This is a genomic window from Bacillus sp. GM2 (genome assembly GCF_056155945.1).
The window spans coordinates 358,333-383,979 of the sequence record NZ_JBRKSZ010000008.1 but is presented as its reverse complement, the minus strand read 5'-3'; the positions used below and the strand labels follow the sequence as shown (position 1 = coordinate 383,979).

General features: G+C 41.7%; 23 protein-coding genes, 7 tRNA genes and 1 pseudogene. 22 read left to right on the top strand and 9 right to left on the bottom strand.

The window, feature by feature from the left end:
- Positions 1-4: 4 nt before the first annotated feature.
- The 6 genes from ACVC9U_RS16720 (at position 5) to ACVC9U_RS16695 (ending at position 5,472) form a co-directional block, all read left to right on the top strand.
- Positions 5-1,012 (top strand): PP2C family protein-serine/threonine phosphatase, encoded by a 1,008-nt coding sequence (locus ACVC9U_RS16720; protein WP_441391304.1) that lies wholly within the window; start codon positions 5-7, stop codon positions 1,010-1,012.
- A 58-nt stretch (positions 1,013-1,070) separates the two neighbouring features.
- Positions 1,071-1,397, top strand: a complete 327-nt coding sequence (locus ACVC9U_RS16715) for an anti-sigma factor antagonist (RefSeq protein ID WP_130569504.1) — start codon at positions 1,071-1,073, stop codon at positions 1,395-1,397.
- Positions 1,397-1,879 carry an anti-sigma B factor RsbW gene (rsbW, locus tag ACVC9U_RS16710; protein ID WP_020450263.1) on the top strand — a complete coding sequence of 161 codons (483 nt, stop codon included), beginning with the start codon at positions 1,397-1,399 and terminating at the stop codon, positions 1,877-1,879. The genes ACVC9U_RS16715 and rsbW overlap by 1 nt, the downstream gene beginning before the upstream one ends.
- The gene (gene sigB, locus ACVC9U_RS16705) at positions 1,845-2,636 is read left to right on the top strand and encodes an RNA polymerase sigma factor SigB (RefSeq protein ID WP_023857858.1); all 792 of its coding nucleotides are present in this window, start codon (positions 1,845-1,847) and stop codon (positions 2,634-2,636) included. The genes rsbW and sigB overlap by 35 nt, the downstream gene beginning before the upstream one ends.
- Positions 2,633-3,232 carry a PP2C family serine/threonine-protein phosphatase gene (locus tag ACVC9U_RS16700; RefSeq protein WP_441391303.1) on the top strand — a complete coding sequence of 200 codons (600 nt, stop codon included), beginning with the start codon at positions 2,633-2,635 and terminating at the stop codon, positions 3,230-3,232. Before sigB ends, ACVC9U_RS16700 begins: the two co-directional genes overlap by 4 nt.
- Positions 3,233-3,309: 77 nt before the next feature.
- Positions 3,310-5,472, top strand: a complete 2,163-nt coding sequence (locus ACVC9U_RS16695) for a Tex family protein (RefSeq protein WP_026580592.1) — start codon at positions 3,310-3,312, stop codon at positions 5,470-5,472.
- A gap of 41 nt (positions 5,473-5,513) precedes the next feature.
- On the opposite strand, the gene ACVC9U_RS16690 is transcribed toward ACVC9U_RS16695, so the two are convergent.
- Positions 5,514-6,071 (bottom strand): TetR/AcrR family transcriptional regulator, encoded by a 558-nt coding sequence (locus ACVC9U_RS16690; RefSeq protein WP_020450267.1) that lies wholly within the window; start codon positions 6,069-6,071, stop codon positions 5,514-5,516.
- Between the two features lie 153 nt (positions 6,072-6,224).
- Here ACVC9U_RS16690 and ACVC9U_RS16685 point away from each other — a divergent pair, with 153 nt between their 5' ends.
- The gene (locus ACVC9U_RS16685; protein ID WP_023857855.1) at positions 6,225-6,848 is read left to right on the top strand and encodes a GNAT family N-acetyltransferase; all 624 of its coding nucleotides are present in this window, start codon (positions 6,225-6,227) and stop codon (positions 6,846-6,848) included.
- 140 nt (positions 6,849-6,988) lie between these two features.
- Complete coding sequence (locus ACVC9U_RS16680; RefSeq protein WP_441391302.1) at positions 6,989-10,108, top strand: MMPL family transporter; 3,120 nt, start codon at positions 6,989-6,991, stop codon at positions 10,106-10,108.
- Between the two features lie 167 nt (positions 10,109-10,275).
- Here the strand turns inward: ACVC9U_RS16680 and cmpA are convergent, their stop codons facing one another.
- On the bottom strand, positions 10,276-10,386 hold the full coding sequence (gene cmpA, locus ACVC9U_RS16675; protein ID WP_003179153.1) for a cortex morphogenetic protein CmpA: 111 nt from the start codon (positions 10,384-10,386) through the stop codon (positions 10,276-10,278).
- Positions 10,387-10,497: 111 nt separating this feature from the next.
- Between cmpA and ACVC9U_RS16670 the strand changes: the two genes are divergently transcribed.
- From ACVC9U_RS16670 to ACVC9U_RS16635, 8 genes are all read left to right on the top strand, one after another.
- Complete coding sequence (locus ACVC9U_RS16670) at positions 10,498-10,959, top strand: SprT family protein (protein WP_003179155.1); 462 nt, start codon at positions 10,498-10,500, stop codon at positions 10,957-10,959.
- Between the two features lie 116 nt (positions 10,960-11,075).
- Positions 11,076-11,150: transfer RNA gene (locus tag ACVC9U_RS16665), tRNA-Asn, on the top strand.
- A 2-nt stretch (positions 11,151-11,152) separates the two neighbouring features.
- Positions 11,153-11,243: transfer RNA gene (locus tag ACVC9U_RS16660), tRNA-Ser, on the top strand.
- A gap of 28 nt (positions 11,244-11,271) precedes the next feature.
- Positions 11,272-11,343, top strand: a tRNA-Glu gene (locus ACVC9U_RS16655).
- A 12-nt stretch (positions 11,344-11,355) separates the two neighbouring features.
- Positions 11,356-11,430, top strand: a tRNA-Gln gene (locus ACVC9U_RS16650).
- 8 nt (positions 11,431-11,438) lie between these two features.
- Positions 11,439-11,514, top strand: a tRNA-Lys gene (locus ACVC9U_RS16645).
- A gap of 12 nt (positions 11,515-11,526) precedes the next feature.
- Positions 11,527-11,609: transfer RNA gene (locus ACVC9U_RS16640), tRNA-Leu, on the top strand.
- Between the two features lie 20 nt (positions 11,610-11,629).
- A tRNA-Leu gene (locus ACVC9U_RS16635) sits at positions 11,630-11,713 on the top strand.
- Between the two features lie 129 nt (positions 11,714-11,842).
- Here ACVC9U_RS16635 and ACVC9U_RS16630 read toward each other — a convergent pair.
- Positions 11,843-12,538, bottom strand: coding sequence for a tyrosine-type recombinase/integrase (locus ACVC9U_RS16630; protein ID WP_260188373.1), 696 nt, complete (start codon positions 12,536-12,538; stop codon positions 11,843-11,845).
- Between the two features lie 312 nt (positions 12,539-12,850).
- On the opposite strand from ACVC9U_RS16630, the gene ACVC9U_RS16625 reads away from it, so the two are divergent.
- Together ACVC9U_RS16625 and ACVC9U_RS16620 are read left to right on the top strand one after the other, a co-directional pair.
- The gene (locus ACVC9U_RS16625) at positions 12,851-13,471 is read left to right on the top strand and encodes a hypothetical protein (RefSeq protein WP_441391301.1); all 621 of its coding nucleotides are present in this window, start codon (positions 12,851-12,853) and stop codon (positions 13,469-13,471) included.
- Positions 13,472-13,486: 15 nt separating this feature from the next.
- Entirely contained in the window at positions 13,487-13,759 is a 273-nt protein-coding gene (locus tag ACVC9U_RS16620) for a DUF3986 family protein (RefSeq protein ID WP_025810055.1), read from the top strand.
- A 102-nt stretch (positions 13,760-13,861) separates the two neighbouring features.
- Here the strand turns inward: ACVC9U_RS16620 and ACVC9U_RS16615 are convergent, their stop codons facing one another.
- On the bottom strand, positions 13,862-14,017 hold the full coding sequence (locus ACVC9U_RS16615; protein ID WP_023857847.1) for a hypothetical protein: 156 nt from the start codon (positions 14,015-14,017) through the stop codon (positions 13,862-13,864).
- 466 nt (positions 14,018-14,483) lie between these two features.
- A pseudogene (locus ACVC9U_RS16610) lies at positions 14,484-14,999 on the bottom strand (ATP-dependent DNA ligase); the annotation flags it as partial.
- A gap of 301 nt (positions 15,000-15,300) precedes the next feature.
- Here ACVC9U_RS16610 and ACVC9U_RS16605 point away from each other — a divergent pair.
- A complete protein-coding gene (locus tag ACVC9U_RS16605; RefSeq protein WP_023857845.1) occupies positions 15,301-15,942 on the top strand; it encodes a glycoside hydrolase family 11 protein in 642 nt (213 codons plus the stop codon).
- A gap of 1,034 nt (positions 15,943-16,976) precedes the next feature.
- Here the strand turns inward: ACVC9U_RS16605 and desA are convergent.
- Entirely contained in the window at positions 16,977-18,005 is a 1,029-nt protein-coding gene (gene desA / locus ACVC9U_RS16600; protein ID WP_441391300.1) for a Delta(5) desaturase DesA, read from the bottom strand.
- A gap of 596 nt (positions 18,006-18,601) precedes the next feature.
- On the opposite strand from desA, the gene cspC reads away from it, so the two are divergent.
- Positions 18,602-18,805 (top strand): cold shock protein CspC, encoded by a 204-nt coding sequence (gene cspC / locus ACVC9U_RS16595; protein ID WP_003179166.1) that lies wholly within the window; start codon positions 18,602-18,604, stop codon positions 18,803-18,805.
- Positions 18,806-19,157: 352 nt separating this feature from the next.
- Here cspC and ACVC9U_RS16590 read toward each other — a convergent pair whose 3' ends face one another.
- From ACVC9U_RS16590 to ACVC9U_RS16580, 3 genes are all read right to left on the bottom strand, one after another.
- Positions 19,158-19,259, bottom strand: a complete 102-nt coding sequence (locus tag ACVC9U_RS16590; RefSeq protein ID WP_312019189.1) for a BC1881 family protein — start codon at positions 19,257-19,259, stop codon at positions 19,158-19,160.
- 476 nt (positions 19,260-19,735) lie between these two features.
- Positions 19,736-20,197, bottom strand: a complete 462-nt coding sequence (locus tag ACVC9U_RS16585) for a CarD family transcriptional regulator (protein WP_023857841.1) — start codon at positions 20,195-20,197, stop codon at positions 19,736-19,738.
- A 669-nt stretch (positions 20,198-20,866) separates the two neighbouring features.
- Entirely contained in the window at positions 20,867-21,868 is a 1,002-nt protein-coding gene (locus ACVC9U_RS16580; protein ID WP_441391299.1) for a zinc-dependent alcohol dehydrogenase family protein, read from the bottom strand.
- Positions 21,869-22,419: 551 nt separating this feature from the next.
- Here ACVC9U_RS16580 and ACVC9U_RS16575 point away from each other — a divergent pair.
- Both ACVC9U_RS16575 and ACVC9U_RS16570 read left to right on the top strand, forming a co-directional pair.
- Positions 22,420-23,805, top strand: coding sequence for an aminotransferase-like domain-containing protein (locus tag ACVC9U_RS16575; RefSeq protein WP_249727079.1), 1,386 nt, complete (start codon positions 22,420-22,422; stop codon positions 23,803-23,805).
- 97 nt (positions 23,806-23,902) lie between these two features.
- A complete protein-coding gene (locus tag ACVC9U_RS16570; RefSeq protein WP_249727110.1) occupies positions 23,903-25,201 on the top strand; it encodes an MFS transporter in 1,299 nt (432 codons plus the stop codon).
- The last annotated feature ends 446 nt before the right edge of the window (positions 25,202-25,647 follow it).

The window sequence follows — 25,647 nt, the reverse complement described above, 5'->3', positions numbered from 1 at the left end:
AGGAATGGATTTCAGGGAAGTGATTGAGCAGCGCTATCGACAGCTGCTTAGCCGTTATATATCTGAATTAACAGAGACATCCCTTTATCAGGGACAGAAATTCAGCAGAAAAACGATTGAACATCAAGTGCCGCCGGAAGAGATTATCAGCATACACCGAAAAGTTCTGTCTGAATTATATCCGGATCTTCCGGACCATGTGTTCCATTCTCTCGATTTTTTAATTGAAGTGATGATTGGATACGGTTTGGCCTATCAAGAACATCAGACATTAAGAGGAATTCAGCAGGAAATTAAATCGGAAATCGAAATTGCTGCAAATGTTCAGCAAACGCTGCTCGAGACGAAGATCCCGAAAGTTGAAGCGCTCGAAATCGGAGCGGTCAGTGTTCCGGCTAAGCAAATGAGCGGTGATTATTATCATTTTGTACGGGACAAGGAATCGATTAACATCGCCATTGCAGATGTGATCGGAAAAGGAATACCGGCCGCGTTATGCATGTCGATGATCAAATATGCGATGGACTCTCTGCCGGATTCGGGCACGTCTCCTTCACAGGTGCTGAAAAACCTGAACAGGGTCGTCGAACAAAATGTGGACCCTAGCATGTTTATTACAATGTTTTACGGTAATTATCATCTCCAAAAACACCTATTTACGTTTTCATCTGCCGGTCATGAACCTGGCTTTTATTATTCTTGCAGGGAAAATAAATGTTACGATTTAAACGCAAAAGGCCTCGTTCTTGGCATTTCATCACAATACGACTATGAGCAGTACGAGCAAAAACTGGATATTGGCGATATGATCGTTCTTTTTTCAGATGGTGTAACCGAATGCCGGACAGACAGCGGATTTTTGGAGCGGTCTGACTTGCAGAACCTAATCACTGTACATATGGAGAAACCGGCTCAGCAAATGGTTGACTGTATATACGAACATCTGCTCAAGCTTCAGGATTTTCAGCTTCATGACGATTTTACTCTCATTGTTTTCAAAAGAAAGGTTTAAAGTTTCTCTTCGCTGGGTAATAAACCAGTAGCTCATTAAGAGAACCAGAGGTGATATTGTGAATTTGGCAGTTGATACGAAAAAAAATGATCATGTGATAGAAGTAAAAGTGGCGGGCGAAATTGATGTGCATACGGCCCCGGCATTGCGGGATGAGCTGATGCCGCTCGCGGAAGAAGGAAAAGATCTCAAAGTTTGTCTGAAAGACGTTTCATATATGGACAGTACAGGGCTGGGTGTATTTGTCGGCATTTACAAAGCGGTAAACAGAACTGGGGGTTCTTTAGTGCTTGAAAATCTGTCAGAGCGTTTGATCCGTTTGTTTGATATTACAGGCTTAAAGGACATCATTGATATTTCTGGAAAGTCAGAGGGTGGATTATAATGAAGAGAGCAGCTGATTACATTGAAATGAAGTCACCTGCCAAACCTGAATACGTAGGAATCATTCGTTTAACCCTGTCGGGGATTGCAAGCAAGATGGGGTATTCTTATGATGACATCGAAGATTTGAAAATTGCGGTCAGCGAAGCGTGCACAAACGCTGTGCAGCATGCTTATAAAGCAGACAAAACTGGAGAGGTCTCCGTCAGATTCGGCGTGTTTGAAGACCGCCTCGAAATCATCGTCGCAGATCAGGGAGACAGTTTTGACATTCACGATAAACAGAAAGGGCTGGGGCCATATTCCCCTGAACATACGGTAGATCAATTGTCAGAAGGAGGGCTCGGTTTATATTTAATGGAGACGCTCATGGATGAAGTGCGTGTCCAGATTGACTCAGGCGTAACCGTCTCGATGACAAAGTTCTTAAACAGGGAGCGAGTTGATGATGGCACAACCGTCCAAAACTACGAAACTAACTAAAACCGAAGTCGACACGCTGATCAAAAAATATCAGGATAGCCAGGATGAAGACGCTCAGCTGACCCTTGTTCAGACATATAAAAATCTGGTGGAAACACTCGCCAAAAAATACTCAAAAGGAAAAAGCTTTCATGAAGATTTATGCCAGGTTGGGATGCTCGGATTGCTTGGAGCCATCAAACGCTATGATCCCGATGTGGGAAAATCGTTTGAAGCGTTTGCGATTCCGACCATTATCGGAGAAATCAAACGGTTTCTCCGTGATAAAACCTGGAGCGTCCACGTCCCGAGAAGGATCAAGGAGCTCGGGCCGAGAATTAAAATGGCGGTGGATCATTTAACGAATGAAACGCAAAGGTCCCCAAAAGTCGATGAGATTGCCGAGTTTCTTGACGTCACAGAAGAAGAAGTGCTGGAAACAATGGAGATGGGCAAAAGCTATCAGGCGCTTTCCGTCGACCACAGCATTGAAGCGGATGCAGACGGCAGCACGGTGACGATCCTCGACATCGTCGGCTCGCAGGAGGAAGGCTATGAAAAGGTGAACCAAAAGCTGATGCTTGAAAGCGTATTGCACGTACTGTCCGACCGCGAAAAGCAAATCATTGAGCTGACTTACATTCAAAACAAAAGCCAAAAAGAAACCGGTGACATGCTGGGCATATCGCAAATGCACGTCTCACGTCTGCAGCGCAAAGCTGTCAAAAAGCTGCGGGAAGCGTTGGCTGAAGATCCGTTTATGGAGCTTAAACCATGATTTGGACTGAGTCGAATGAACATATGCAAGCGCTTGTTTATCAGCTTCCTAAAGAAGGAAGAGCCGTCTGCGGAGACAGTTTTTATTTCCATGCGACTGACGAAACTATGGTGTGCGCGCTGGCCGACGGGCTTGGCAGCGGTGCGATGGCACAAGAATCCTCCGCGGTTATCAGCGAAGTTGTCGAAGCGCACGGTCATGAAGAAGTCGCAAGCTTGATGGAACGGTGCAATCAAGAGCTGAAACATAAGCGCGGCGCAACTGTGGCGATTTTAAAAGCCGATTTTCGAACAAGAACGATTGCTTACAGCTCTGTAGGCAATATCCGCTTTATCTTGTACGCTCCTTCGGACAAATATATCCACCCTCTCCCTGTGACGGGATACATGTCGGGAAAGCCGCAAACATACAAAACATTCACCTACACGTATGAAAAAGGGTCAAGATTCATCATTTATTCAGACGGATTGGAAGTACCCGCTCTCCGGTCTTATTTAAAACAGCACCACACACCTGGAGATATATCGAATCAGCTTGAATCATACACACTAATGGGAAAAGACGATCTCACCTATATCATCGGACAGCTTTTTTAAAGAAGCTGCCCTTTGATATAGGTGTTTTTCTGTTTGTTTTGGTACACTAAGAAGACAACATTCTTTTGGAGGCTACAATGGATACTTTAGCGTTAATCGTCAAACAAATCGCAAAAGAAACAGAGCTTGCGTCAAAGCATGTCGAGAGTGTCATTCAATTGTTAGAGGACGGAAACACCGTTCCCTTTATCGCGAGATACCGCAAAGAACAAACGGGCTCCATGGATGAAGTCCAAATTCAAACAATCTCCGAACGCTGGGGATACATCCAGCATTTAAATCAGCGGAAAGACGAAGTCATCCGGCTGATCGACGAACAGGGTAAGCTGACCGGACAGCTGAAGCTCGATATCGAAAAAGCGGACAAGCTCCAGGAAGTTGAAGACTTATACAGACCATTTAAACAAAAACGAAAAACGAAGGCGACGATCGCCAAAAGCAAAGGCCTTGAACCTTTGGCTGATTTCATCATCGCGCTCCCGCGCAACGAAGACGTAATAGCCGAAGCACGCAAGTACATAAATGAAGAAAAGGAAGTCATGAGCGCCGAAGAAGCGCTTGAAGGAGCAAAAAACATACTGGCTGAACGGATCTCAGACGAACCGGAATACAGAAAGTGGATCCGGCAGGAGACTTTTAAAAGAGGAACGCTGAAATCCGCGGTGAAAGACGCCGAAGCCGATGAGAAGAAAATCTATGAAATGTATTATGAATATGAAGAGCCGATTCAAAAAATCGTTCCTCATCGCGTGCTTGCGGTTAACCGCGGCGAAAAAGAGGAGATTTTGAGAGTGTCGGTCGAGCCGCCGGCAGACCGCATTCAAGCTTACTTGGAAAAACGAATTTTACAACACAAGCAAACAAGTGCTCAAGATGTGCTGAAAAGCGCAATCGAAGACGGCTATAAGCGCCTCATTCAGCCGTCCATCGAAAGAGAAATCAGAAAAGAATTGACGGAAAAGGCGGAAGATCAAGCGATTCACATTTTTGCCGAGAATCTGCGCAAGCTGCTGCTGCAGCCGCCGATGAAAGGAAAGCTCGTTCTCGGCGTCGATCCGGCATTCCGCACAGGCTGCAAGCTTGCAGTTGTCGATGAGACGGGAAAGATGCTCAAGATCGATGTCATATATCCGCACCCTCCCGTCAATAAAAAAAGCGCGGCCATTGAAAAAGTGAAACGCATCATCGAAGATTTTCAAATTGAGGTCATCGCCATCGGGAACGGAACGGCATCAAGAGAGACGGAACAATTTATCGCCGATCTTTTGAAGGACATCGACAGAAAGGTGTACTATCTGATCGTCAATGAAGCGGGAGCCAGCGTCTACTCGGCATCAGAGCTTGCGAGGGAAGAATTCCCGGATCTGCAGGTTGAAGAACGGAGCGCCGTGTCGATCGCACGCAGACTCCAGGACCCGCTCGCCGAACTTGTCAAAATCGATCCCAAGTCGGTCGGTGTCGGCCAGTACCAGCACGATGTCAGCCAGAAAAAACTAAACGACTCGCTCCGCTTCGTGGTGGAAACCGTCGTCAACCAAGTCGGCGTCAACGTGAATACGGCGTCAGCCGCGCTCTTGCAATATGTAGCCGGACTATCGAAAACAGTCGCGGCCAACATCGTCAAAAAGCGGGATGAAATCGGAAAATTCACGAGCCGGAAAGAGCTGAAAGACATTCCGCGCCTGGGCGCGAAAACGTATGAGCAATGCATCGGCTTTTTAAGGGTGCCTGACGGCGGTGAACCGCTCGACCGCACAGGCATCCACCCTGAGAGCTATAAGGAGACGAGAGAGCTTCTGAAAAAGCTCGGCCTATCAACAGCCGACATCGGTACAAGAGAGCTTCAGGACAAAATCAACGAACTGAATATTTCCGAAGCAGCAGAACAGCTTGGAATCGGGGAAATCACTCTGAAAGACATTTGCGCCCAGCTGACAAGGCCTGAGCGCGATCCGAGGGATGAAGTCCCTAAACCGCTCTTAAAAACCGATGTACTTCAATTGGAGGACTTAAAAGAAGGGATGGAACTGCAGGGGACAGTGCGGAACGTCGTTGACTTCGGGGCATTTGTCGACATCGGCGTGAAACAGGACGGGCTCGTCCACATTTCCAAGCTCAGCCATTCCTTCGTCAAGCATCCGCTTGACGTGGTATCGGTCGGGGACATTGTTACCGTATGGGTGGAAGATGTCGATGCTGCAAAAGGAAGGGTATCCTTATCAATGGTGAGGGATCGATAGTCCAGCTTGCCGGAGCTTTGTTTCTCCGGCGGGCTGATCTTTTACACTCCGATTTTTAACAGAATGCGGTGGATGACGCCAGCCACATGAGCCGGCGTCTGAACCATCCCTTCATTGATCCATTCCTCCAAAACGCCGACTACTCCTGAGACGACAAATGATATTTCCATTTCATCGCATGTAACCTCGTTTTCCGATTGCTCTATCATGCTCAATTCTTCAAAAATTTTCCTCTGGAAAAAGTCTTTAAATTTATTGATGGTCAAAATGTTTCCTTTCGGTTTCGTCAATAAAGTGAAAATCGCAGCGTTTTGATAAATATATTCGGTCGTTTTTTCGATGAAGGTGAGCAAATTGTGCGGATCTTCGCTCGGAAAATAATCATCGTAAAATCTCCCCAGCTGATCAAACAATTCATTTTCTATTTGTTCATACAAGTCAAAAATATCTTTATAATGAAGATAAAAGGTTCCGCGTCCTAAATCCGCGCGCCTCGATAAATCAGAAACGGTGATTTTATTGATTTCTTTCTCATGGAGCAGTTTTAAAAAAGCCTCTTTTATCGCTCTTTTCGTCTTGATTGATCTTCTGTCCTCCATCGTTTTGCCCTCCGTTTATAGACAAATTTTCATGTGTTGTTCATTATTGAACAGCTTAATCACGATTGCCGATTGAACATTGCTTTTGCTTCAAATTATAATGAACATGTGTTTATTAATCAATAGCTGTTCATATTTTCGAGGAGGTTTTCAATGATTCAATATCGTCTGGCTTCAGCTGATCACTTGGACGAGGTGGCACAACTGTTTCATGAGTCTTTTGACAACTATCCGTTTATGGATTTGCTTGTAAGACCCGAAAAGAAAAACCCCGAATTCTTTTATGAACTGCATAAAGTCATCACTCAGGCATATATAAATAGGCGGGGGTGCTTTATCGGTGTTGTGAATGGTGAGATCGTCACCGCGGCCCTCTTAAAACATCGGGATGATCCAGACGTTGGAGTGATGGATTATATATCAGCTGGAGGAATAAAGTTGTTTATAAAAGGGGGCCTTTCCGCGGTATGGAATATGGTGAATGTGGCGGAAGAGGCGAAAAGATCGTACAAGGGCATCAAACAGCAGAAATGGTATTTGGAGGCGTTGGGGGTCTCCTGCTTCCATCAGGGCAAAAGTTTCGGCAGCAAGATGATCAATGACTGCCTGGTCCCTTTCATCCGAAGAAACGGAGGCGGGATCCTCGCTTTAATCACCAACACGAATTTAAATCGATCGTTTTACAAAAAGAACGGATTCGATGAATTTAGTGCATTTCCCCTTAAGCGATTCGGCCGTGAAATAGGAAATTGGAGTTTCAAAAGAACAATTTACTAATGTATTAGAAAGCCGATATAAAAAGTACGACGGCTTTCATGTTGATCAGCAAAACACGAATGTTTTGTCTGACGGCAGCAACCAGCCGTCTTTTTTTAATGAAAAACCCGCACAGCTCATAGAGGAGGAATAAAACGTCAATGAGAACGATTATAAAGGCGAGATGGATCATTGCGGCGCTCTGGATTGCAATGGCCGCCGTCTTATTCATCACGGCGCCTGATATGGGGCAATTAACAAAGGAGAAGGGCCAGATAGCGGTCCCTGAAGGCTATCCGTCTTCTTACGCGAACAAGCTTCTCGAACAAATGTCAAAAGACGGGGATACGGACAAATCGGTTGTCGTCGTATTTCAGGACAAACAGCTCCTGCCGAACCGGGAGGCGGCTTTAAAAAAAGCGATCACCATTTTAGAAAAGGATTCCTCCCTTCACGTCTCAGATATTACATCATACTTTGATGCGGAGGAGGATATTCAAAAGCAGCTGTTGTCAAAGGATCGAACGACGCTGCTTGTACCTGTCACATTTGATGCGAACAAAATCAGTGCGGCCGATTTTAAAGCAAAGGTAAATGAAAAGCTCAAACCTTTAAAGCTTGACGACGAGATGACCGGACAGCCGCTCATTGATGATGATGTTATAACAAGTTCACAGGAAGGCCTGAAGAAGACCGAATATATCACGGTCGGTTTTATTTTAATCGTATTGATTCTCGTCTTCCGTTCTGCGGTTGCGCCTTTTGTTCCGCTTTTGGCGGTCGCGCTTTCATACCTTGTGAGCCAGTCCGTCGTCGCCTATCTAGTCAAATACGCTGATTTTCCGCTGTCCACGTTTACGCAAATCTTTATGGTGGCGATCATGTTCGGAATCGGCACGGATTACTGCATTCTTCTTTTAAGCCGTTTTAAGGAAGAGATCGCCCGCGGGAAAGACAAGATCGAAGCCATTCTGACAACGTATAAAACGGCGGGGAGAACCGTTCTGTTCAGCGGAATCGCCGTTTTGATCGGTTTTACTTGCATCGGCTTTGCCGAATTCCAGCTTTACAAGTCTGCGGTCGCAGTAGCGGTGGGTGTCGCGGTCTTGATTTTGGCGCTTCTGTCGATCGTGCCGTTTTTCATGGCTGTTTTGGGGAAAGTGCTGTTTTGGCCTGTCAGAGGAAATATCGGGCACCCGCAGTCAAAGCTATGGGAAACCGCCGGCCGTTTCGCTTTCAGTAAGCCGCTGATCAGCCTGTTGATCGTAGCGGCCGTGGCCGTGCCGCCGATCTTGATGTATAAAGGAACGCTTTCCTACAACAGCCTTGACGAAATCGGAGATCAATACGAATCCGTCAGCGCATTTAACTCCATTTCCGACAAGTTCGGGCCGGGAGAATCTTTGCCGGTCACGGTCGTGCTCAAAACATCGGATGCGCTCGATACCAATGACGGGCTGATCGCGATTGAAAAAATCAGCCGCGCCATTGAACAGACAAACGGCGTCAGCAAAGTTCGCAGTGCGACCCGGCCGGTCGGAAAAGGGCTGAGCGACCTGTACGTCAAAACACAGGCGAACGAGCTGAATAAAGGCCTTGAAAGCGGCAATAAAGGTCTGAAAAAGATTAAAGACGGGCTTGCAGAAGCGAGCAAGTCAATCGCGGATCAAAATCCGCAAATCGAAGCGTCCGGAAAAGGAATCAACCAGCTGATCAAAGGAACCGAATCGATCCAAGCCGGAATCAGCGACGTTGAAGCCAACATGAGAAAGCTGAAGGAAGGAACAGACCAAAGCAAACAAGGCGTCGCCCAGGCGAAAAAAGAAATCCAAACTGCGAAAAAACAGCTGACGGCGCAGGTCGATCAATTAAATGGACAAATCGAAAACTACAAAGAAATATCGAAAGTCTTGAAAGCAGCATTGTCACAAGCAGAAAGTGCCCAAGGCATAACGGCTGACGTGCAAAAGATGATCGAGCAGACAAATCAAAATTTCAAAAATCTTGAAAACGAAATTCCCGAAGTGAAGGAGAATCCTTCTTATTTAGCGATCAAAGGCTCTTACACAGAGCTTGCATCGGCAATCAAGCAGGGATCGCAGAAAGCGGCCGTTTACACGAAGCAGGCGGCAAACGCGAAAAAGCAGCTTGAAGCAGCAGATGCATTTATCGCAAAAGCGCAGGAAGAGCAAAAAGTGTACACAAGCAAAATCGATGCTCTGATCAACGGCCTCGGCCAAATCGAAAAAGGACTTGAAGAGACATCGAAGGGGCAGGGACAGCTCGCCGATTCGCTGCCTAAGCTCGAATCAGGAGCGGGCGATGTCGCTGAAGGCCAAAAGCAGATGAAGGAAAAAGTCGGAGAATTCGCCGGCCAGCTCGATCAATTAACAAAAGGTTTGAATTCAAGCGTGGACGGCCTCGAAAAAATTTCAAGCGGTCTGATGGGGGCAGGCGACTACCTGGATCAGCTGAAAAACGCATCGGATCAAGAAATGTCCGGTTGGTTTGTCCCTAAAGAAGTCCTGAAAAACAAGCAGTTTCAGCAGGTGTTTAATTCCTATATGTCAGACGACCGCCATATCACGACGATCGATGTGATATTGGAAGGCAATCCGTACGGAAACGGAGCAATTGCTAATGTTAAAGATATTGAAGCGTCCGTAAAACGGGCTCTTCCCGATACGCATTTGAAAGATGCATCATTTGGCGTCGGCGGCGTTTCCAGCATCAATGCCGATCTGAAGCAGCTGTCAGACCAGGATTTCAGCAACACGGTGATCTATATGATGATCGGAATTTTCCTGATCCTCGTCCTGCTGTTCCGTTCTATTGTCATGCCGGTGTATTTGGTCGGATCGTTGATCTTGACGTACTTTGCGTCCATCGGTATAACCGAGTTTATTTTCACGGCGTTTTTCGGCTATCCCGGCCTCAACTGGGCGGTGCCTTTCTTTGGCTTTGTGATTTTAATGGCGCTTGGTGTGGACTATTCGATCTTCCTGATGGAACGGTTTAACGAATACCGGGGAACGGATATTATGACGGCGATGACGGAATCGATGAAAAATATGGGATCGGTTATTATTTCAGCCGCTGTCATCTTGGCGGGAACCTTCGCGGCGATGCTGCCGTCCGGCGTTTTATCGCTTCTGCAAATCGCCACCCTTGTGCTGACGGGTCTTTTGCTGTATGCATTCGTCATGCTGCCGCTGTTCGTCCCTGTAATGGTTCAGATCTTCGGCTCAGCCAACTGGTTTCCGTTTAAAAGAAAAGAATAAACGGCTCGTCCATCCGCAGAAGAACCATTCGCCCATGCTCCCCGAAATCGGGCGGTCAGCTCCATTTGGGGAGTAACGGGCGCCATTGTGTGAGATGATAAAAGGACCGGTGAAGATGATGAGGAAACAGAAGAAAATTCCATTCGGACTCGGATGAACACTGCTCATCAGCAGTGTTTTTTTCTGTAAAAATACCAGCACTGATTCAGCAATTTAATCTGGTAATGATCTTTTTCATAAAAAGCTCTCTGCATCTGGTTTTTGAGCCAATTCGGCATTGCTCATCCCTCCTCAGGCTCTTATCATAAGAGTATGGGTGTCGTGTATTAGTTTATGCCGCCCGGAATTTGTCCTGTTCAATGTTTTTAAAAATGAGGTGGACCGAAGCAATGGACGAACAACAACTGCAGCAGCTGACAGAACAGCTTTCGCTCACATACTTTAAAAAACCGTTCCGGCACCGCGCTTACTTCAACAGCCGCCTGAAAACGACAGGAGGCAGGTATTTGCTGAATTCCCACAATATCGAGCTGAATAAAAAATACCTGACAGAACACGGGCAAAAAGAGCTTGAAGGCATCATCAAGCATGAATTGTGCCATTACCACCTCCATCTTGAAGGAAAAGGCTACAAGCACCGCGACAAGGATTTTAGAACGCTATTAAAGGAAGTCGGTGCGCCGCGGTTCTGCACGCCGCTCGAAAAAGAGAAAAAGCCGCAAAGAAAAGTACGCACATACAAGTGTGAAGCATGCGGACAAACGTTTCTCCGAAAGCGGAAAATGGATACAAGCCGTTACGTTTGCGGCAAGTGCGGAGGGAAAATAAAAGAAATCATAAAAAAGGGTTGACTGATCAGGCTTGTCTATGATAAATTATAAAAGCCGTCGCAAGACGAGCCACAAAGACAAATTGTTCTTCTTGACACATTTTGTCGACATATTTATAATAAAATGAGTCTGATCATTCCACAGTAGCTCAGTGGTAGAGCTATCGGCTGTTAACCGATCGGTCGCAGGTTCGAATCCTGCCTGTGGAGCCAATGGAGAAGTACTCAAGTGGCTGAAGAGGCGCCCCTGCTAAGGGTGTAGGTCGCGTAAGCGGCGCGAGGGTTCAAATCCCTCCTTCTCCGCCATTAGGAAAATATGATGCTGACTTCATATGGCCCGTTGGTCAAGTGGTTAAGACACCGCCCTTTCACGGCGGTAACACGGGTTCGAATCCCGTACGGGTCATTTCTCATATGTTGGGCTATAGCCAAGCGGTAAGGCAACGGACTTTGACTCCGTCATGCGTTGGTTCGAATCCAGCTAGCCCAGCCATTATATTTGAGCCATTAGCTCAGTTGGTAGAGCATCTGACTTTTAATCAGAGGGTCGAAGGTTCGAGTCCTTCATGGCTCACCATTGTTTTTTCACGCGGGTGTGGCGGAATTGGCAGACGCGCTAGACTTAGGATCTAGTGTCTTTACGGCGTGGGGGTTCGAGTCCCTTCACCCGCACTTTAAAAACAACATATCATGCGGTCGTGGCGGAATGGCAGACGCGCTAGGTTGAGGGCCTAGTGGGTGAATAACCCGTGGAGGTTCAAGTCCTCTCGGCCGCATCATAGGAATACCAAGGGTTTAAGCGCCCTTGGTATTTTTTATATTCATCTAGTTTTTTGTCTCCTGTGCCCACACCGTGCCCACTTACTTAAAATAAGTCGTCTAACTTGTCCGTCATTTCTTTCTTTTTATTGGGATATAGGTGTCCGTATACATCTATTGTTGTTTTTACAGAAGTATTTAATTTTACGACTGAAAATGTCCTTTGATGATGGAGTGTCTTTATATTGAAAAATATAGGACTCATCTGAATGAAGAATATTGAGTTTTTTAAATAAATCCTCTTGTTTCTCTCTCCAATAGTCTAGGAGAGAGAAAAGTTTTCTATTAATGCTTATGCGTCGAATAGAATTTTTTGTTTTGGGTAACGTCACTATAAAATCTTTGTTTAAATATGTTGCAGATTTGCGAACATCTATTTCCATTAATATTCGGTCTATGTCTTTCCATTGGAGGGCTAACATTTCACCGCACCTCATTCCGGTGAAAAAGGCTAGTGCATAAAATGTTTTAAAAATGACTTGATCGTCAGGAATTAAGTTGATGAATTTTTTAAATTCCTCCGGTCTCCAAAATTTCATCTTTTTTCGATCAAGAGGGAGTTTTTTGATTTTGCTGCATGGATTGTTTTGAATAAATTTTTCATTTTGGGCTGTCTCGAATATTTTATTTAAAGTGGATATGATATTATTTATGGATTTATTGCTCAGTTTCTTATCGAGTAAGTGATTTCTAAAATCGATGATATGGGTGTGCGAGATCTTTTGTAGATCAGCATTTTTGAAATATTCTCGAATGTGTTTATTTATTGTGTATTGCTGAATTGAGTAATAATTTGGCTTGCTGTCGACCTTGCAGTTTTTTAAATGCTGATAAACTCTCTGTTCCTAAAGCTGTAGCATTATAATGAAATTTTGAAAATCCAAAACAAAGATTATGTTGCATTTATTGATGCTGAGGAAGGAACATGTCACTTTAAAGACAGGATTTTTTTGATTCAATAAAACCTATTTTTCTTGAGCAGAATGGAAACACCATCCACGCAATACTTGATTACTTAAAGTAAAATTAGCTGTTGATTTTCATACCATATATTGATATATTTGGAATAAAAATAATTAACTAGGAGGTCAAATATGGCGAAAAAGTTTATTAAAACTATTGTCTCACTTTTGGTCTTTGTGTTGGTTATGGGTGTTCTAAGTCCATTATCTCAAGCAATTGAAGAGGGGAAAGAGGATGAAAGCATTGATTTCAACTCAACTCTCAATACATTGAATGAGATTTTTCCAAAAAACATTGATGGAATATCATCAATTTCAACAATCAATAAAAAGGACATTCAAAGTTTGGATAATGAAGAGTTTGAAAAAGAGTTTGATTTTTTAATAGAAGACACAGTATTTCAGCAGTTAGAACAGGTGCTTGCCGAACAAGAGGTTAAGGACGCTGAAATAAAGCCGATGTGGGTGCCAATTGTTGCTACAGCTTTAAGGGTCTTAATTAGCAAAGTTGGCAGGTCTGGAATGAAAAAAGGTTGGGCAATCGCGAGACCATATGTTGAAAAAGCTTTAAAGGCGCCGAGTAAATACAAGATTGATGGCCCCGGTGGTGGTGGCAGAATTATTCAAGTTCGTTTAAAATCTACCGGAAAACCAATTTTCAGATTAGATTATTATCCAGTTAAGACGGGAGGCCCCTATAAACTTCATTACCATGTGCCGCCTAACATGAAAAAACATCATATCATTTTCTAAAGGGAGGGTTTCCTAATGAATTATGATGAAACGCAACATCTACATATTAGTTACGATAAAAATGGATTAGATCTTGAAGCAGTAGGATTAAAGAGACTAGATGTTGATGTTTGGGACGTGTATTTTAACTTTCAGGATCATGCAATTGATGAGCCGCCTTTGAAGTTTTCAAAAATCGATCCATTCGGTTGTAAGATATTCTCGATAACAAGTAAAGATTTAAGTGAAGATGAAGCTACTCAATACTTCGAACTTTGGATTAAACATGAGTTAAATAAAGCTCTCTAATTTAAGCTCCCTTGCTACGAGGGAGCTTTATTGTACGCTAAGAAAGAATAAGCACAGCATAGCAATATATATGTATCTTGAGCAGAAGGGAAGAGGTAGCGGTTATTCTTTATTCAATGCCTCAACAAAACGCCACCCGTACAATTCTTTTCTCATTTCAAGGTCATCAGTACCATCACCACCTTGGCTTAAAAGAATCAATTCAGCAGAAAACCACTCTTCAAGAACCTCTTCAAATATTTCACAATAGTTTTTCAAGGGCTTTTCACCTATTCTTTGGTGTATTAATTCTTGTTCATGAAAAAAAAGGGGGGATTTATTCTATGCAGGATGCGCTCTATTTGCTTGATGAAGCAGAACAGGCCATGATAAAGCTTTAACTTCTGAAGATTTGCAACATACCTTAGCCTTTAAAATTAAAAAATCTTTAGCTGCTTTAAACATGGATAGACCTTGTTAAATAAAGAGGGAATAGAGAACCACTTTGGTAAGTTAGTACTCCATTTTTACTCCATAATTAATAAAAAACAATCAAATTTTGTGTAATCAACGATGTAATGAAAATAAGCCTTCATAAGCAGTGATAAGCTTCCACTTTATTGAGGGCCTAGTGGGTGAATAACCCGTGGAGGTTCAAGTCCTCTCGGCCGCATCATAGGAATACCAAGAGTTTTGACACCCTTGGTATTTTTTGTTTTGTTGTTGTATTTTTACTTTAATGAAAAATAGGCTCAATAAATACATATTCATCAGATTCAGACTTTACTTGTTTCATAGAGTGGAACTTACTTCGTTCTGCATGTGGCATGAATTCCATAAACCCAGCTGCAGTTCTATCGGGATGGGGTAGAAAATTTTATATCCGTTTTGGTGTGCCGGTAATAACGACTTCGGTGTAATGATAATTGATCACTTTCAGCCAATAATGAGAACGTGTATTAATTTCATCAGGCGAGTCAGCTTTCTTGAGCACGATTCCCTCTGAAATTTTTTCTTTGACCACGGCAAAGTAAGCTAGTCCGTTTCCTTGAATTCCTTCGATAGGATGATTCAGTTCAAGTGAATTCAGAACTGTCTTACGCCACAGTGAGCGGCTTGTTGGCGATTGACCGACTGTCTTTGTAGAAACATCGAAAACACAGTAAACAATCTGATGAGCTGACTTTTTGGACATGAAACGTTCCATTACAGCTTCAAAGTCAGGAGCACCACCTGGGGCAGCTACAATGACTTCACAATCTCTCATGTATATCTCCTTTATACGAAATGGTATAAATGGTTATGAATTACAAATATTACACCGTCAGATTTATGATTCTGCGAAAAGAGGATAAGGCTATAGTTTTACAAGAACACTTATAATGTGATTTTTTAGGTCTTTGTAATTAAATTACATTTATTTATGATATTCACTCATGAATTCATGGTATTATATTGAAGGGAACGATCAAAAGCTTTGGCATTAGTAATTATTAATGTTTTTAATCTATACGAGTGCCACCTCATGTCAAAGTCAGAATAATTTTTATAGGAGATAACATATGTTTAAGTTTAAAAAGAATTTTTTAGTTGGATTAACGGCAGCTTTAATGAGTATTAGCTTGTTTTCGGCAACCGCCTCTGCAGCTAGTACAGACTACTGGCAAAATTGGACCGATGGGGGCGGAACAGTAAACGCGGTCAATGGGTCTGGCGGGAATTACAGTGTTAATTGGTCTAATACCGGAAATTTCGTTGTTGGTAAAGGTTGGACTAAAGGTTCGCCATCTAGAACAATAAATTATAATGCCGGAGTTTGGGCGCCGAATGGCAATGGATATTTGGCTTTATATGGTTGGACGAGATCACCGCTCATAGAATATTATGTAGTGGATTCATGGGGTACTTATAGACCTACTGGAACGTATAAGGGTACTGTATACAGTGATGGGGGTACATATGACATATATACAACTAAACGTTATAACGCACCTTCCATTGAGGGCCAACATTCTACTTTTACGCAATATTGGAGTGTTCGCCGGTCTAAGAGACCAACTGGAAACAACGCTAAAATCACTTTCAGCAATCATGTTAAAGCATGGAAGAGTCATGGAATGAATCTGGGGAGTATTTGGTCTTACCAAGTCTTAGCGACAGAGGGATATCAAAGTAGTGGAAGTTCTAACGTAACAGTGTGGTAACAGATCATCTTTAATCAGGGGTAGCGGCTGTTGATCGTTCCTTGAGACATTTTATAATCATTGTTAATGTGAGTGACTAAGAAGCGCCGGTCTTTTAGTTGGGATTCCAATGTATTCCTCGGAGTGGGGAAAACGATTGTTTAGGCCTTGATAGGAAAACACTGGATTAAAGGGAAAGCAAGGTTATAGAATTTGAACCAGTATAAATTTTAAAGCAGGCATATGCCTGCTTTATTTTAATGCGCTATTAATGATTTTTGCATGTATTCTATCTGATTTGTACCCTGCAAGTATTTCCTCAGTTGCTTCATTCGTAAAGTGAGGAATTCCTTTTATTTCGGCTAATTTTTCTCTAAAATTTTCAACCGAAGAGCAAATTGATAAATACAAAGAACGAGCAAGAAGTACAGAATACGATCATTGGAAGGATTGAATTATATTTAGACTTTTCTGTTGTGAAGGCACGAGCTTTTACAACAAATATAAAAGGGTTCAATCGAGGATTCCGTCAAATAAAAATAACTCCAGGATATTGGTCGAGGGTCCGAATTAACGAAAAAAAAAGACAATAGTGAAACCTTTTTTTTGTTATCAATCTCATGGATAGACCATTTTAAAAAACAAAAAAATCTTAAGAACCACTTTGGTAAGCTTTACGAAATTCGTTTGAAAAGCTTACTCCATTTTTACTTCATCATTCTTAAAAACAATGAAGTTTTATGTAATTGGTGTAAAGAGATACCATGAAAACAAGCTTTCATAAATCGTGATAAGCTTCCACTTTATCGAGGGCCTAGTGGAGGCAACCCCGTGAGGGTCAAGTCCTCTCGGCCGCATACCAATCATACCGAGGGTTTAACTACCTTTAGTATTATTTTTTTGCAGAAAATACGGCAATAAATGTACCGTGTGGTGAAGTATGCAAGTATATTTGGCACTAAAAAAGTGCTGACCTCTGCACAAAACCGTTGTGCGAGTCTGCACTTTTATTTTGCAAGATACACTGCCTGCTATCATCGATTATGGGGAGTTGTTTAATCCTTTCTTAGGTGTGCTGATATTTGGTTTTTAGAAGCTTTTTTTAAGTGGCTAAAACCAACAAATTTTTTGCTTTCTTCATCCCACAGGCGGAACTTTAATGACTTAAGACTTGTTGCCAGTGTAATGGTCGGAACGTTTTGCAATGGTTTAATGTTGTTATGCACTTCTTCAAGCTTATAGTTTGGGACTCTCGGGCTTAAATGATGAACATGATGGAAACCGATATTGCCTGTTAGCCATTGCATGACTTTTGGAAGCTTATAAAAAGAGCTTCCTTCAACTGCTGCTTTTACATATTCCCAATGCTCATCTTCTTCAAAATAAGAATCCTCAAACGTATGCTGAATATAAAACATCCAAATTCCGAGAGATCCCGATATCATAAAAATTGGCGCCTGAACCAGCAGGAAGTTTTGCCAGCCAATAGCCCAGCATAAAAGTGCTGTCAAAGCGACGATTCCCACGTTCGTTACATACGTATTCATCCGTTCTTTGCGTTTTGCCCCTTTACGATTAAAACGATTGGTAATCCCGAAGACGTAAATCGGCCCAATCATAAACATAACAAACGGATTTCTGTACAAACGGTACATTATTTTTGTCTTAGTTGAGGCTTCCTTATATTCTTCAACGGTCAGTACCCAAATATCGCCTGTACCGCGTTTGTCCAAGTTGCTGCTTGTCGCATGGTGGACAGAATGGTCGCGTCCCCAGTGATCAAAAGGATGCAAAGTCAGAATTCCTGTAATTGTTCCAAGGATTCGATTCGCCATTTTGTTTTTAAAAAAGGAGTAGTGGCAGCAATCATGAAAGATTATGAAGGTTCTCACTAAAAAACCTGCCGCAACAACAGAAATCGCTAATGTAAGGAAATAAGAAATCGACAAGCTCTTATATGCCAAACACCATAACAGGAAAAATGGCACCAATGTGTTAATGATTTGAGAAATACTTTTTTGTAAATCGGACTTTTCATAAGGTGTAACCAGTTTTCTCAAAGTCCTTAGGTTTTGCTCATTCATTTTTTAATGTTTCCCTCCTATGATGATCTAGAAAACGTTTTATTGCCTTTGAAGTCCCTGCGTCATCCACTATAAATGACAAGTATCTTTCCTATTCTTCTATAAAATCATTGGAAATGAGAAGCTGATTTCCAGCTCGATTAAATGTTTATTAGCAGAGCCAGCCGGGATACAAATGCGTATGAAAATTATACCCGGCTCTTTATCGGGCCAAACGCTCTCCCTGCTCCCCTAGGGAATCGGTTTATTTAGTCCGTGAGCATTGATTGTTTGAGGACATTACTAGTAAGGTTTGAAGACACTCTGATTCATTTTCACGGTGTTTTTAAACCATGGTTATTAGACCTGTTAGACATGTTATAAATTCAATGCAGAATTATTGAGACTCCGCTTCTGCACTGACATCCACATTTAGGAAATAATGCCATGAATAAAACAAAAATATGAATTGCAATTATTTCCGTTTCCTGTTATGATAAAGAAGAATTATTTTTGTTCGGTGTAAAGGATAGTATGAATATTGACTTTTCGTCTTGATGATACTTTGGGCAAGGATAGTAATACAATGTGCGGTAACGCACTAGGAGGCAACAAAAATGGAACAAGGTACAGTTAAATGGTTTAATGCAGAAAAAGGTTTTGGATTTATCGAACGTGAAAATGGAGACGATGTATTCGTACACTTTTCTGCAATCCAAAGTGACGGATTCAAATCATTAGACGAAGGTCAAAAAGTAACATTTGACGTTGAGCAAGGTCCTCGCGGAGCTCAAGCTGCTAACGTTCAAAAAACTGCTTAATCTTCAATCGTTTATACAAACAGGCTCTATATATAGGGCCTGTTTTTTTATGTTCTCTGTATAATGCTTAATAAAAAACCCTACTCAACGTTCGAGTAGGGAGGTGGTAAAAGGTAATAGAAAAAGATTTAACGCTTCAAAGGTTGTTTACAGTATAACATACTGGATTGACAATATGCGGAATGTATATAAATTATTTATTTTTTTTCGAATGCAATTACTTTTTATTTTTTTTCACTAACTTGCTCGTTAATTTAAGTACAAGACTTCGCAATCTAAGTCCTACAAATCACTGGCATCAAACATCAAACAAAAAGCATCCCTTTTCGTAAAGAATCATCCTTTTCTTCGTTCATTCAACAATTTTTAGATATTTTGGATCAATGAAAATAACAGCTGGTCCATCTACAAGAATTCTGCCAACTTCAATTTTTACATAAGACTCAATCTTAATAGAAGTAATCTAGTTATAGAAATTCCATCATTTTTTATTGTTGTCCATATATTTAGATGTTACCAACTCGCGTATCTCTTTTATGGAAGGAAGATAAACGATTCACTGCCGAAGTGAATAAAAAAAATTCTTAAAGATAAAGGTGAGATTGATTGTTCTTTCTTCTAGAAATCATCACTTAGATATACCTAAAACAATGGAAGCCCTGCCTCTCTTCCATCCTTACGGCTCCTTGTCCGTGCCAGTGTGAATCAGGATTACAAAAATCAAGTGACGATTTAATCGGGTTTTTTGATTCGTAAAAGAAATTTAAGTAATAAAAATGGATTAATTGTAGGAATAACAAAAGAGGTTAATGTTCTAAAAATAAGTTGAAGAAGTTAAACGTCTTTGAAATGATTTACTTTTAATTATCATAATGTTACCGGAAATTACAGGATGTTTTTTTGGATGCAATATATTATCTATAATGAACTTTAACTGAAACTTTTTATTTGATTTTCAGTGATTCCTTTAATTACTTCCAGTTCACTAATCAAAAATTCATATGCATTATCCAACATTTTTTTTTCGCTTGCATTAAGTGCTTTTTCTTTATTCATACGCATTAAATCACGTACAACTTCAGCGCCTTCTTGTATTTTACCCGTTTTTATTTTGTTCGTGTTTACTTTAAACCTTTGTTTCCACGGCAGTAACCGATCTGATTCTCCATGCTGGAAAATGTGTATAATGTGTTTTAATGCAAGTATATCAGTAACAGGTCTTATACCTGAACTCAATATTTTACCCGTTGGAATCATAACTTGCATATTACTGATTGACATTTTTATGACATAATACTGTTGTTTTTCCCCTAAGAATTCTTTTTCTTCTATGGCTTCAATTATACCTGCTCCTTGCATTGGATAAATAATGTTATCGCCAATTTGAAACATATCATCCACCTCCATATATGGTATCCTTCTTAAGATTACCATATATTCGTTTTTTCATCAAATATTTAATAATAACATGATCATATTTTTGATGTCAATAAATTTCTTTAAAAAATTAGATTAAGCAAAAACAACAAAGCAATAGTGAACGTGTCGTATCGCAAAAAGGAAAGGTCACCTCGTTCTTTTTCTATTTTTATATTTTTCGCCTGTATATCTTCTACAGTTTCTCTTTTAACCTCATTACGAAGTTTAAATTTATCAGCAGAAACCTCTACCTACGATAAAATTGGTGAAATTTTTGTCAGCTTTTTTACATAACGTGACTGGTGGCAAGTCTGTTAAAATAACCAACTTTAATTAGCTTTTTGTTCCTTTATGAAAAAATAGTTGCCACCTTTCACTTTCGGTACTTCCATATTAAGGATATGCAATGTTTCTGTTTTCTTGAGTCATCATTGATCATATGTAGTCAGATCAACGTCAGGAGCTAACATATGCGCAGTCATTCCCTTCACCGAGGAAGAAGTACACAGTATCCCGTTCGGAATTGACCTCAGATTTGTATTTATGGAACTGTATTTTGTTGAGCTCGATCGACAAAAGGAATGGGGCAATTGCATTTTCTCCTCCCACATCTCGAATTTGTTAATGAAAATCAATCAAGTGTTACATCTTCTTCTTCACTGCAAAGTTCAACAGTATTTTTCCATTCAAATCCGGCTGTTCATAATGCTTCAACGCATCATAGAAATCTTCAAAATCATATACTTTTTCTGAAGCATTGATGACCATTCTTCCGCTCTCAACGAGCTTAATCACCTGCGAGAAGCGATTGCGGTATTCAGAAACGGAATGTCTCTCGTTCCAAAGTCTTAAGGCGAATAATTGTGGTGACACATGGTATACATTGTGTAACTTTCGCCAATCGTTTGGTATACCTGACAACAGACCATAACTGACAAACGTTCCTTCAGGTTTTAACGTCCTCGCCAGCAGTTCGCCGCTTTCTCCTCCAATAGAGTCAATTGCATGGTCAACACCGATGTCGCAAGCATCAGAAATCTGTTCATATATAGAACCGTTGGAAGCGTCGATGACTCTCCATGCCCCAAGTTTTTGAAGTTTTTCTATCTTGCGGCTGTTTCTTGTAATGACAATTAAACGGAATCCCAGTATAGTAGAAATTTGCGCAAACAAACCTGCAATAGATGTACCTCCGCCATTCATTAACACAATTTCATTCGGCTGAACACGCAATGATTCCGTACAAATTAGCCAGGCTGTTAATGGATTAATATACAGTTGACTGGCGTCGTTATCACTTATTGATGGAGGCAGCTCTATTGCATAATCGGCTTTGGTGGTTACATATTGTTGCCAAGTTCCCTCTCCTCTTACAGGGAGGACCCTTTTTCCAATCAGTGATGATGATACATATTTGCCCTGATCTATGACAATTCCCACACCATCATATCCTGCAACAGCCGGCAGCTTAATTCTATGAGAATAGGCCCCTCTAATTGGAAGCAAATCTGATGGATTAATTGGACTGGCAATCATTTTGACAAGAATTTCATTTGGCTGAATAGGAAGCTTTTCTCCGGTATATAGCTGTAATTTTTGAAGCGGATCACCAAATTCCTTATATATTAATGAAACATTATTCATGATTTGTTATTGGCTCCTTAGGTTAATACTTCTATAAATAAACTTGCACTCTTTTGAGATTATGTCAATATTGTCTTTGTTTTTAGCTCCTAGTGTAAGTGCAACTTCTACTACAGCGCAGACACAACAAAGAAATATCACCCAGACTGTTAGCTATCCATCTGTAGGACAACTGTCTCAAAAAGAAATTCATATTATGGCGCTCATGATAATCCTAAACATCAAAGAGTTTCCATACTCAGCACTGGGCTTCGGCGTTAGCCAAAAAACTAGCTGAACAAGCACTCCGGTACATACTTGGAAAAGCCGTGATTGCTAAAAAATTATGCCAAAAAGGCGAAAAACGGTTTTTATAAAGTAGCAAACTACATTGAAAAAGTTCAACATTCAAGAAAAATGAATTGCTGCATTTATAAAAGCCGGACTTCCACCTGATGTTGTCGATTTAGTACCTATTACTTAATAGTCGCCGTCTAACTTGTCCGTCATTTCTTATAATTGTTTTATAAACAGCACAACCATATAATAGAACGAAAAAAGGATGGCGTATCATGCCGATCAATTCTTTTGAAAACTATCCGATGAGCTGGAAGCCATCGATTGATAAAACTGAAAAGCCCATTTATAAAGCACTTGCAAGGCAATTGGAGCAGGATATAGTAAACGGAGTTTTATTGCCTGGAACAAAGCTTCCTCCTCAGCGGGAACTGGCTGATTATTTGGATTTAAATTTGAGTACCATTTCAAAGGCGTTTAAAATGTGTGAGTTAAAGGGCCTGTTAAGTGCAACTGTGGGGAGCGGCACATTTGTATCGTATGATGCGTTATCAAATGCGTATTTACTTGAGGATACAAAGCCAAAGCTCATTGAAATGGGCGCAACACTGCCGGATCATGCTTCTTACGAGCCACTCATGCTCCATTTGAGCAGCATGCTGCAAGAGACAGATTATGAAAAATGGTTTGGTTATGGCCGGGCGGGCGAAAGCCTTTGGCAAAAGGATGCAGCTGTAAAGCTAATTCGAAGAGGCGGTTTTGAAACAACCGTTGAGCACATTTTATTTGCAAATGGGGGACAAAATGCGATCGCTGCCGCATTGGCGGGTCTTTGTAAGCCTGGAGACCGCATTGGTGTTGATCATCATACATATCCCGGATTAAAAACTGTTGCATCAATGCTAAGTGTGCAAATCGTACCGATAAAATCCGAGAACGGTGAAATGAAGCCGGAGTCACTTGAATATGCTTATAAAAATGAAAACATTACAGGCATTTATTTGATCCCGGATTACCATAACCCGACAGCTTCCTTTATGTCTGTAGAGAATCGAAAGGTCATTGCAGAAATTGCAAAAAAGTATAATTTGTTTGTTATTGAAGATGCATCGTACCATCTTCTTGGCAAAAATCCACTTCCAGCCCTTGGATCATTCGCGCCGGAACAGGTGATCCATATCGCAAGTTTATCTAAATCATTGGCACCGGGGCTGCGACTGGCGTATGTTGCAGTGCCGTATCAATTTAAGGAGCCGGTTTCGAGGGCGCTTTATAATTTAAATATAACGGTTTCCCCGCTATTAGCAGAACTTGCTGCGCGCACGATTGTATCAAATCAATTTGAAGTCTTAATTGAGGGGCATCGTGAACAAACAATTTGCAGAAACCAAATCGCAAATCGATATTTTGCTGATTATACGTGTTTAGGTGGTGAAACAGGCATCTTTCGGTGGTTGTTGTTACCGGGTGGGATTACAGGTGCTGAATTTGAAAAATTAGCTGCTGAACATGGAGTGCAAGTGTATGCGGCTGAACGCTTCGTAGTTGGGAATAGTTGTCCGGAAAGGGCGGTAAGGGTTTCTGTATGTGCACCAGAAACGCTCGAAGAGCTTGAAAAAGGATTAATAATCCTTAGGCGCTTGCTAAACGATCTTGCCTAATTATTGTCCGCCATACAATTTCAATATTGTATGGTTTTTTTGCGCGTGTTATGATGATTCAAATCTAGTTGGAGGTTGATCAAGGAAGGCAGGTTAGATCATGCTGCACAAAGAAAGTGTAAAATCGTTAGACGTTCAATCAGCTTCATTAAAAAGCTACATTGGTTCCCCAGAAAAACAAAAAACGTTATACAAGCGTACATTATTTGTTGTAAGTGTTTCACAAATTTTTGGCGGTGCAGGGCTGGCGGCAGGAATTACTGTCGGTGCCCTTATTGCTCAGCAAATGCTCGGAACGGATGCTTACGCAGGGGTCCCGACAGCTTTATTTACTTTAGGATCAGCGGGGGCAGCCTTATTTGTAGGCAGACTTTCTCAACGCTATGGTCGTCGTGCAGGCCTTTCAGCCGGTTTTGTGATTGGCGGTCTTGGAGCAATAGGAGTTATCATTGCAGCAATCATAAATAGTATTTTCTTGTTATTTGCTTCATTGCTTATTTACGGTGCTGGAACAGCGACAAATTTACAAGCTCGTTATGCGGGTACGGACTTGGCAAATCGTAAGCAGCGGGCGACTGCTGTCAGTGTGACGATGGTTATGACAACATTTGGCGCGGTTGCGGGTCCGAATTTAGTGAATGTGATGGGGGATTTCGCCCATTCTATCGGTGTTCCGTCATTAGCGGGCCCTTTCATTTTAGCCGCGGCGGCATATATCTTAGCAGGTGTTGTCCTATTCATCATGCTTCGTCCAGATCCATTAGTTATCGCAAGAACAATCGAATCGATCAAGCAAGAACCAAGTGATAAAGGACATTTGACAACAACTGAACACACAGAAAACAAAAGAGGCGTAATCGTTGGTGCGGCCGTTATGGTTCTTACCCAAATTGTAATGGTCGCTATTATGACAATGACACCGGTTCATATGAGACATCATGGACATGACTTGGGTGCTGTTGGTCTTGTTATTGGCTTTCATATAGGTGCCATGTATCTCCCTTCACTTGTTACAGGGGTTCTTGTTGATAAGTTGGGACGTACTGCAATGGCGATTGCATCTGGAACTACGCTGCTTCTGGCAGGCTTAATAGCAGCATTTGCACCGGGAGATTCTATGGTTCTTATCGTAATTGCTCTTTCTTTGCTGGGATTAGGGTGGAATTTTGGTTTGATAAGCGGGACTGCACTGATAGTTGATTCAACTGAAACGGCCACACGGGCGAAAACACAAGGTACGGTGGATGTTCTGATTGCATTGTCAGGAGCTGCCGGCGGAGCATTGTCCGGAATGGTTGTGGCAGGCTCAAGTTATCTAACATTATCACTTACTGGAGGAATTTTATCCTTATTACTCATTCCTGTGGTGGCATGGTCTCGTGGAGGTAAAAGATAAGCCGGATGCATTCAATTCGGGAGTCCAAGACAAAAACTTAGTATAAATCCCTCATTCGTTTCGATAAGAACACATTCATGTTGCTTGAACAGTAACATTTTATGCCCAAAATACAAATTTCAAATGCTTGAAATAACTTTTGTAACGGACAAAATACTTTCACTTTTATTGAAGTCCTTATGGGGGAACCCCCCATGAAGGTTCAAGTTTTCTCGGCAGTATCACCGAATACCAAGGGTTATGAGTCCTTGGTATTTTTTTCTTTTTTGTTTTTAACTATGTTAGGCTTTTGTAAAAGGTCGAATAGATAACAAGGAGGCGCAAAATGGGGAAACTCTCAACTTATCTATTGAAAGTTTGGCTCGCAATACCTAGATGGTTCAGAATGTTTACTTTAAGTGCAATCACCATATATGTTTTATGGTCATTGTTCATTAATGGAGTGA

Bases quoted from the DNA above. Each gene is read 5' to 3' on its own strand.
- ACVC9U_RS16700 (WP_441391303.1), top strand. From the start codon at position 2,633: ATGATTTGGACTGAGTCGAATGAACATATGCAAGCGCTTGTTTATCAG.
- cspC (WP_003179166.1), top strand. From the start codon at position 18,602: ATGGAACAAGGTACAGTTAAATGGTTTAATGCAGAAAAAGGTTTTGGA.
- ACVC9U_RS16685 (WP_023857855.1), top strand. From the start codon at position 6,225: ATGATTCAATATCGTCTGGCTTCAGCTGATCACTTGGACGAGGTGGCA.
- ACVC9U_RS16670 (WP_003179155.1), top strand. From the start codon at position 10,498: ATGGACGAACAACAACTGCAGCAGCTGACAGAACAGCTTTCGCTCACA.
- ACVC9U_RS16620 (WP_025810055.1), top strand. From the start codon at position 13,487: ATGAATTATGATGAAACGCAACATCTACATATTAGTTACGATAAAAAT.
- sigB (WP_023857858.1), top strand. From the start codon at position 1,845: ATGGCACAACCGTCCAAAACTACGAAACTAACTAAAACCGAAGTCGAC.
- ACVC9U_RS16605 (WP_023857845.1), top strand. From the start codon at position 15,301: ATGTTTAAGTTTAAAAAGAATTTTTTAGTTGGATTAACGGCAGCTTTA.
- ACVC9U_RS16585 (WP_023857841.1), bottom strand. From the start codon at position 20,197: ATGTTTCAAATTGGCGATAACATTATTTATCCAATGCAAGGAGCAGGT.
- ACVC9U_RS16680 (WP_441391302.1), top strand. From the start codon at position 6,989: ATGAGAACGATTATAAAGGCGAGATGGATCATTGCGGCGCTCTGGATT.
- desA (WP_441391300.1), bottom strand. From the start codon at position 18,005: ATGAATGAGCAAAACCTAAGGACTTTGAGAAAACTGGTTACACCTTAT.
- ACVC9U_RS16580 (WP_441391299.1), bottom strand. From the start codon at position 21,868: ATGAATAATGTTTCATTAATATATAAGGAATTTGGTGATCCGCTTCAA.
- cmpA (WP_003179153.1), bottom strand. From the start codon at position 10,386: ATGCCGAATTGGCTCAAAAACCAGATGCAGAGAGCTTTTTATGAAAAA.
- ACVC9U_RS16720 (WP_441391304.1), top strand. From the start codon at position 5: ATGGATTTCAGGGAAGTGATTGAGCAGCGCTATCGACAGCTGCTTAGC.
- ACVC9U_RS16695 (WP_026580592.1), top strand. From the start codon at position 3,310: ATGGATACTTTAGCGTTAATCGTCAAACAAATCGCAAAAGAAACAGAG.
- ACVC9U_RS16575 (WP_249727079.1), top strand. From the start codon at position 22,420: ATGCCGATCAATTCTTTTGAAAACTATCCGATGAGCTGGAAGCCATCG.
- ACVC9U_RS16625 (WP_441391301.1), top strand. From the start codon at position 12,851: ATGGCGAAAAAGTTTATTAAAACTATTGTCTCACTTTTGGTCTTTGTG.
- ACVC9U_RS16690 (WP_020450267.1), bottom strand. From the start codon at position 6,071: ATGGAGGACAGAAGATCAATCAAGACGAAAAGAGCGATAAAAGAGGCT.
- rsbW (WP_020450263.1), top strand. From the start codon at position 1,397: ATGAAGAGAGCAGCTGATTACATTGAAATGAAGTCACCTGCCAAACCT.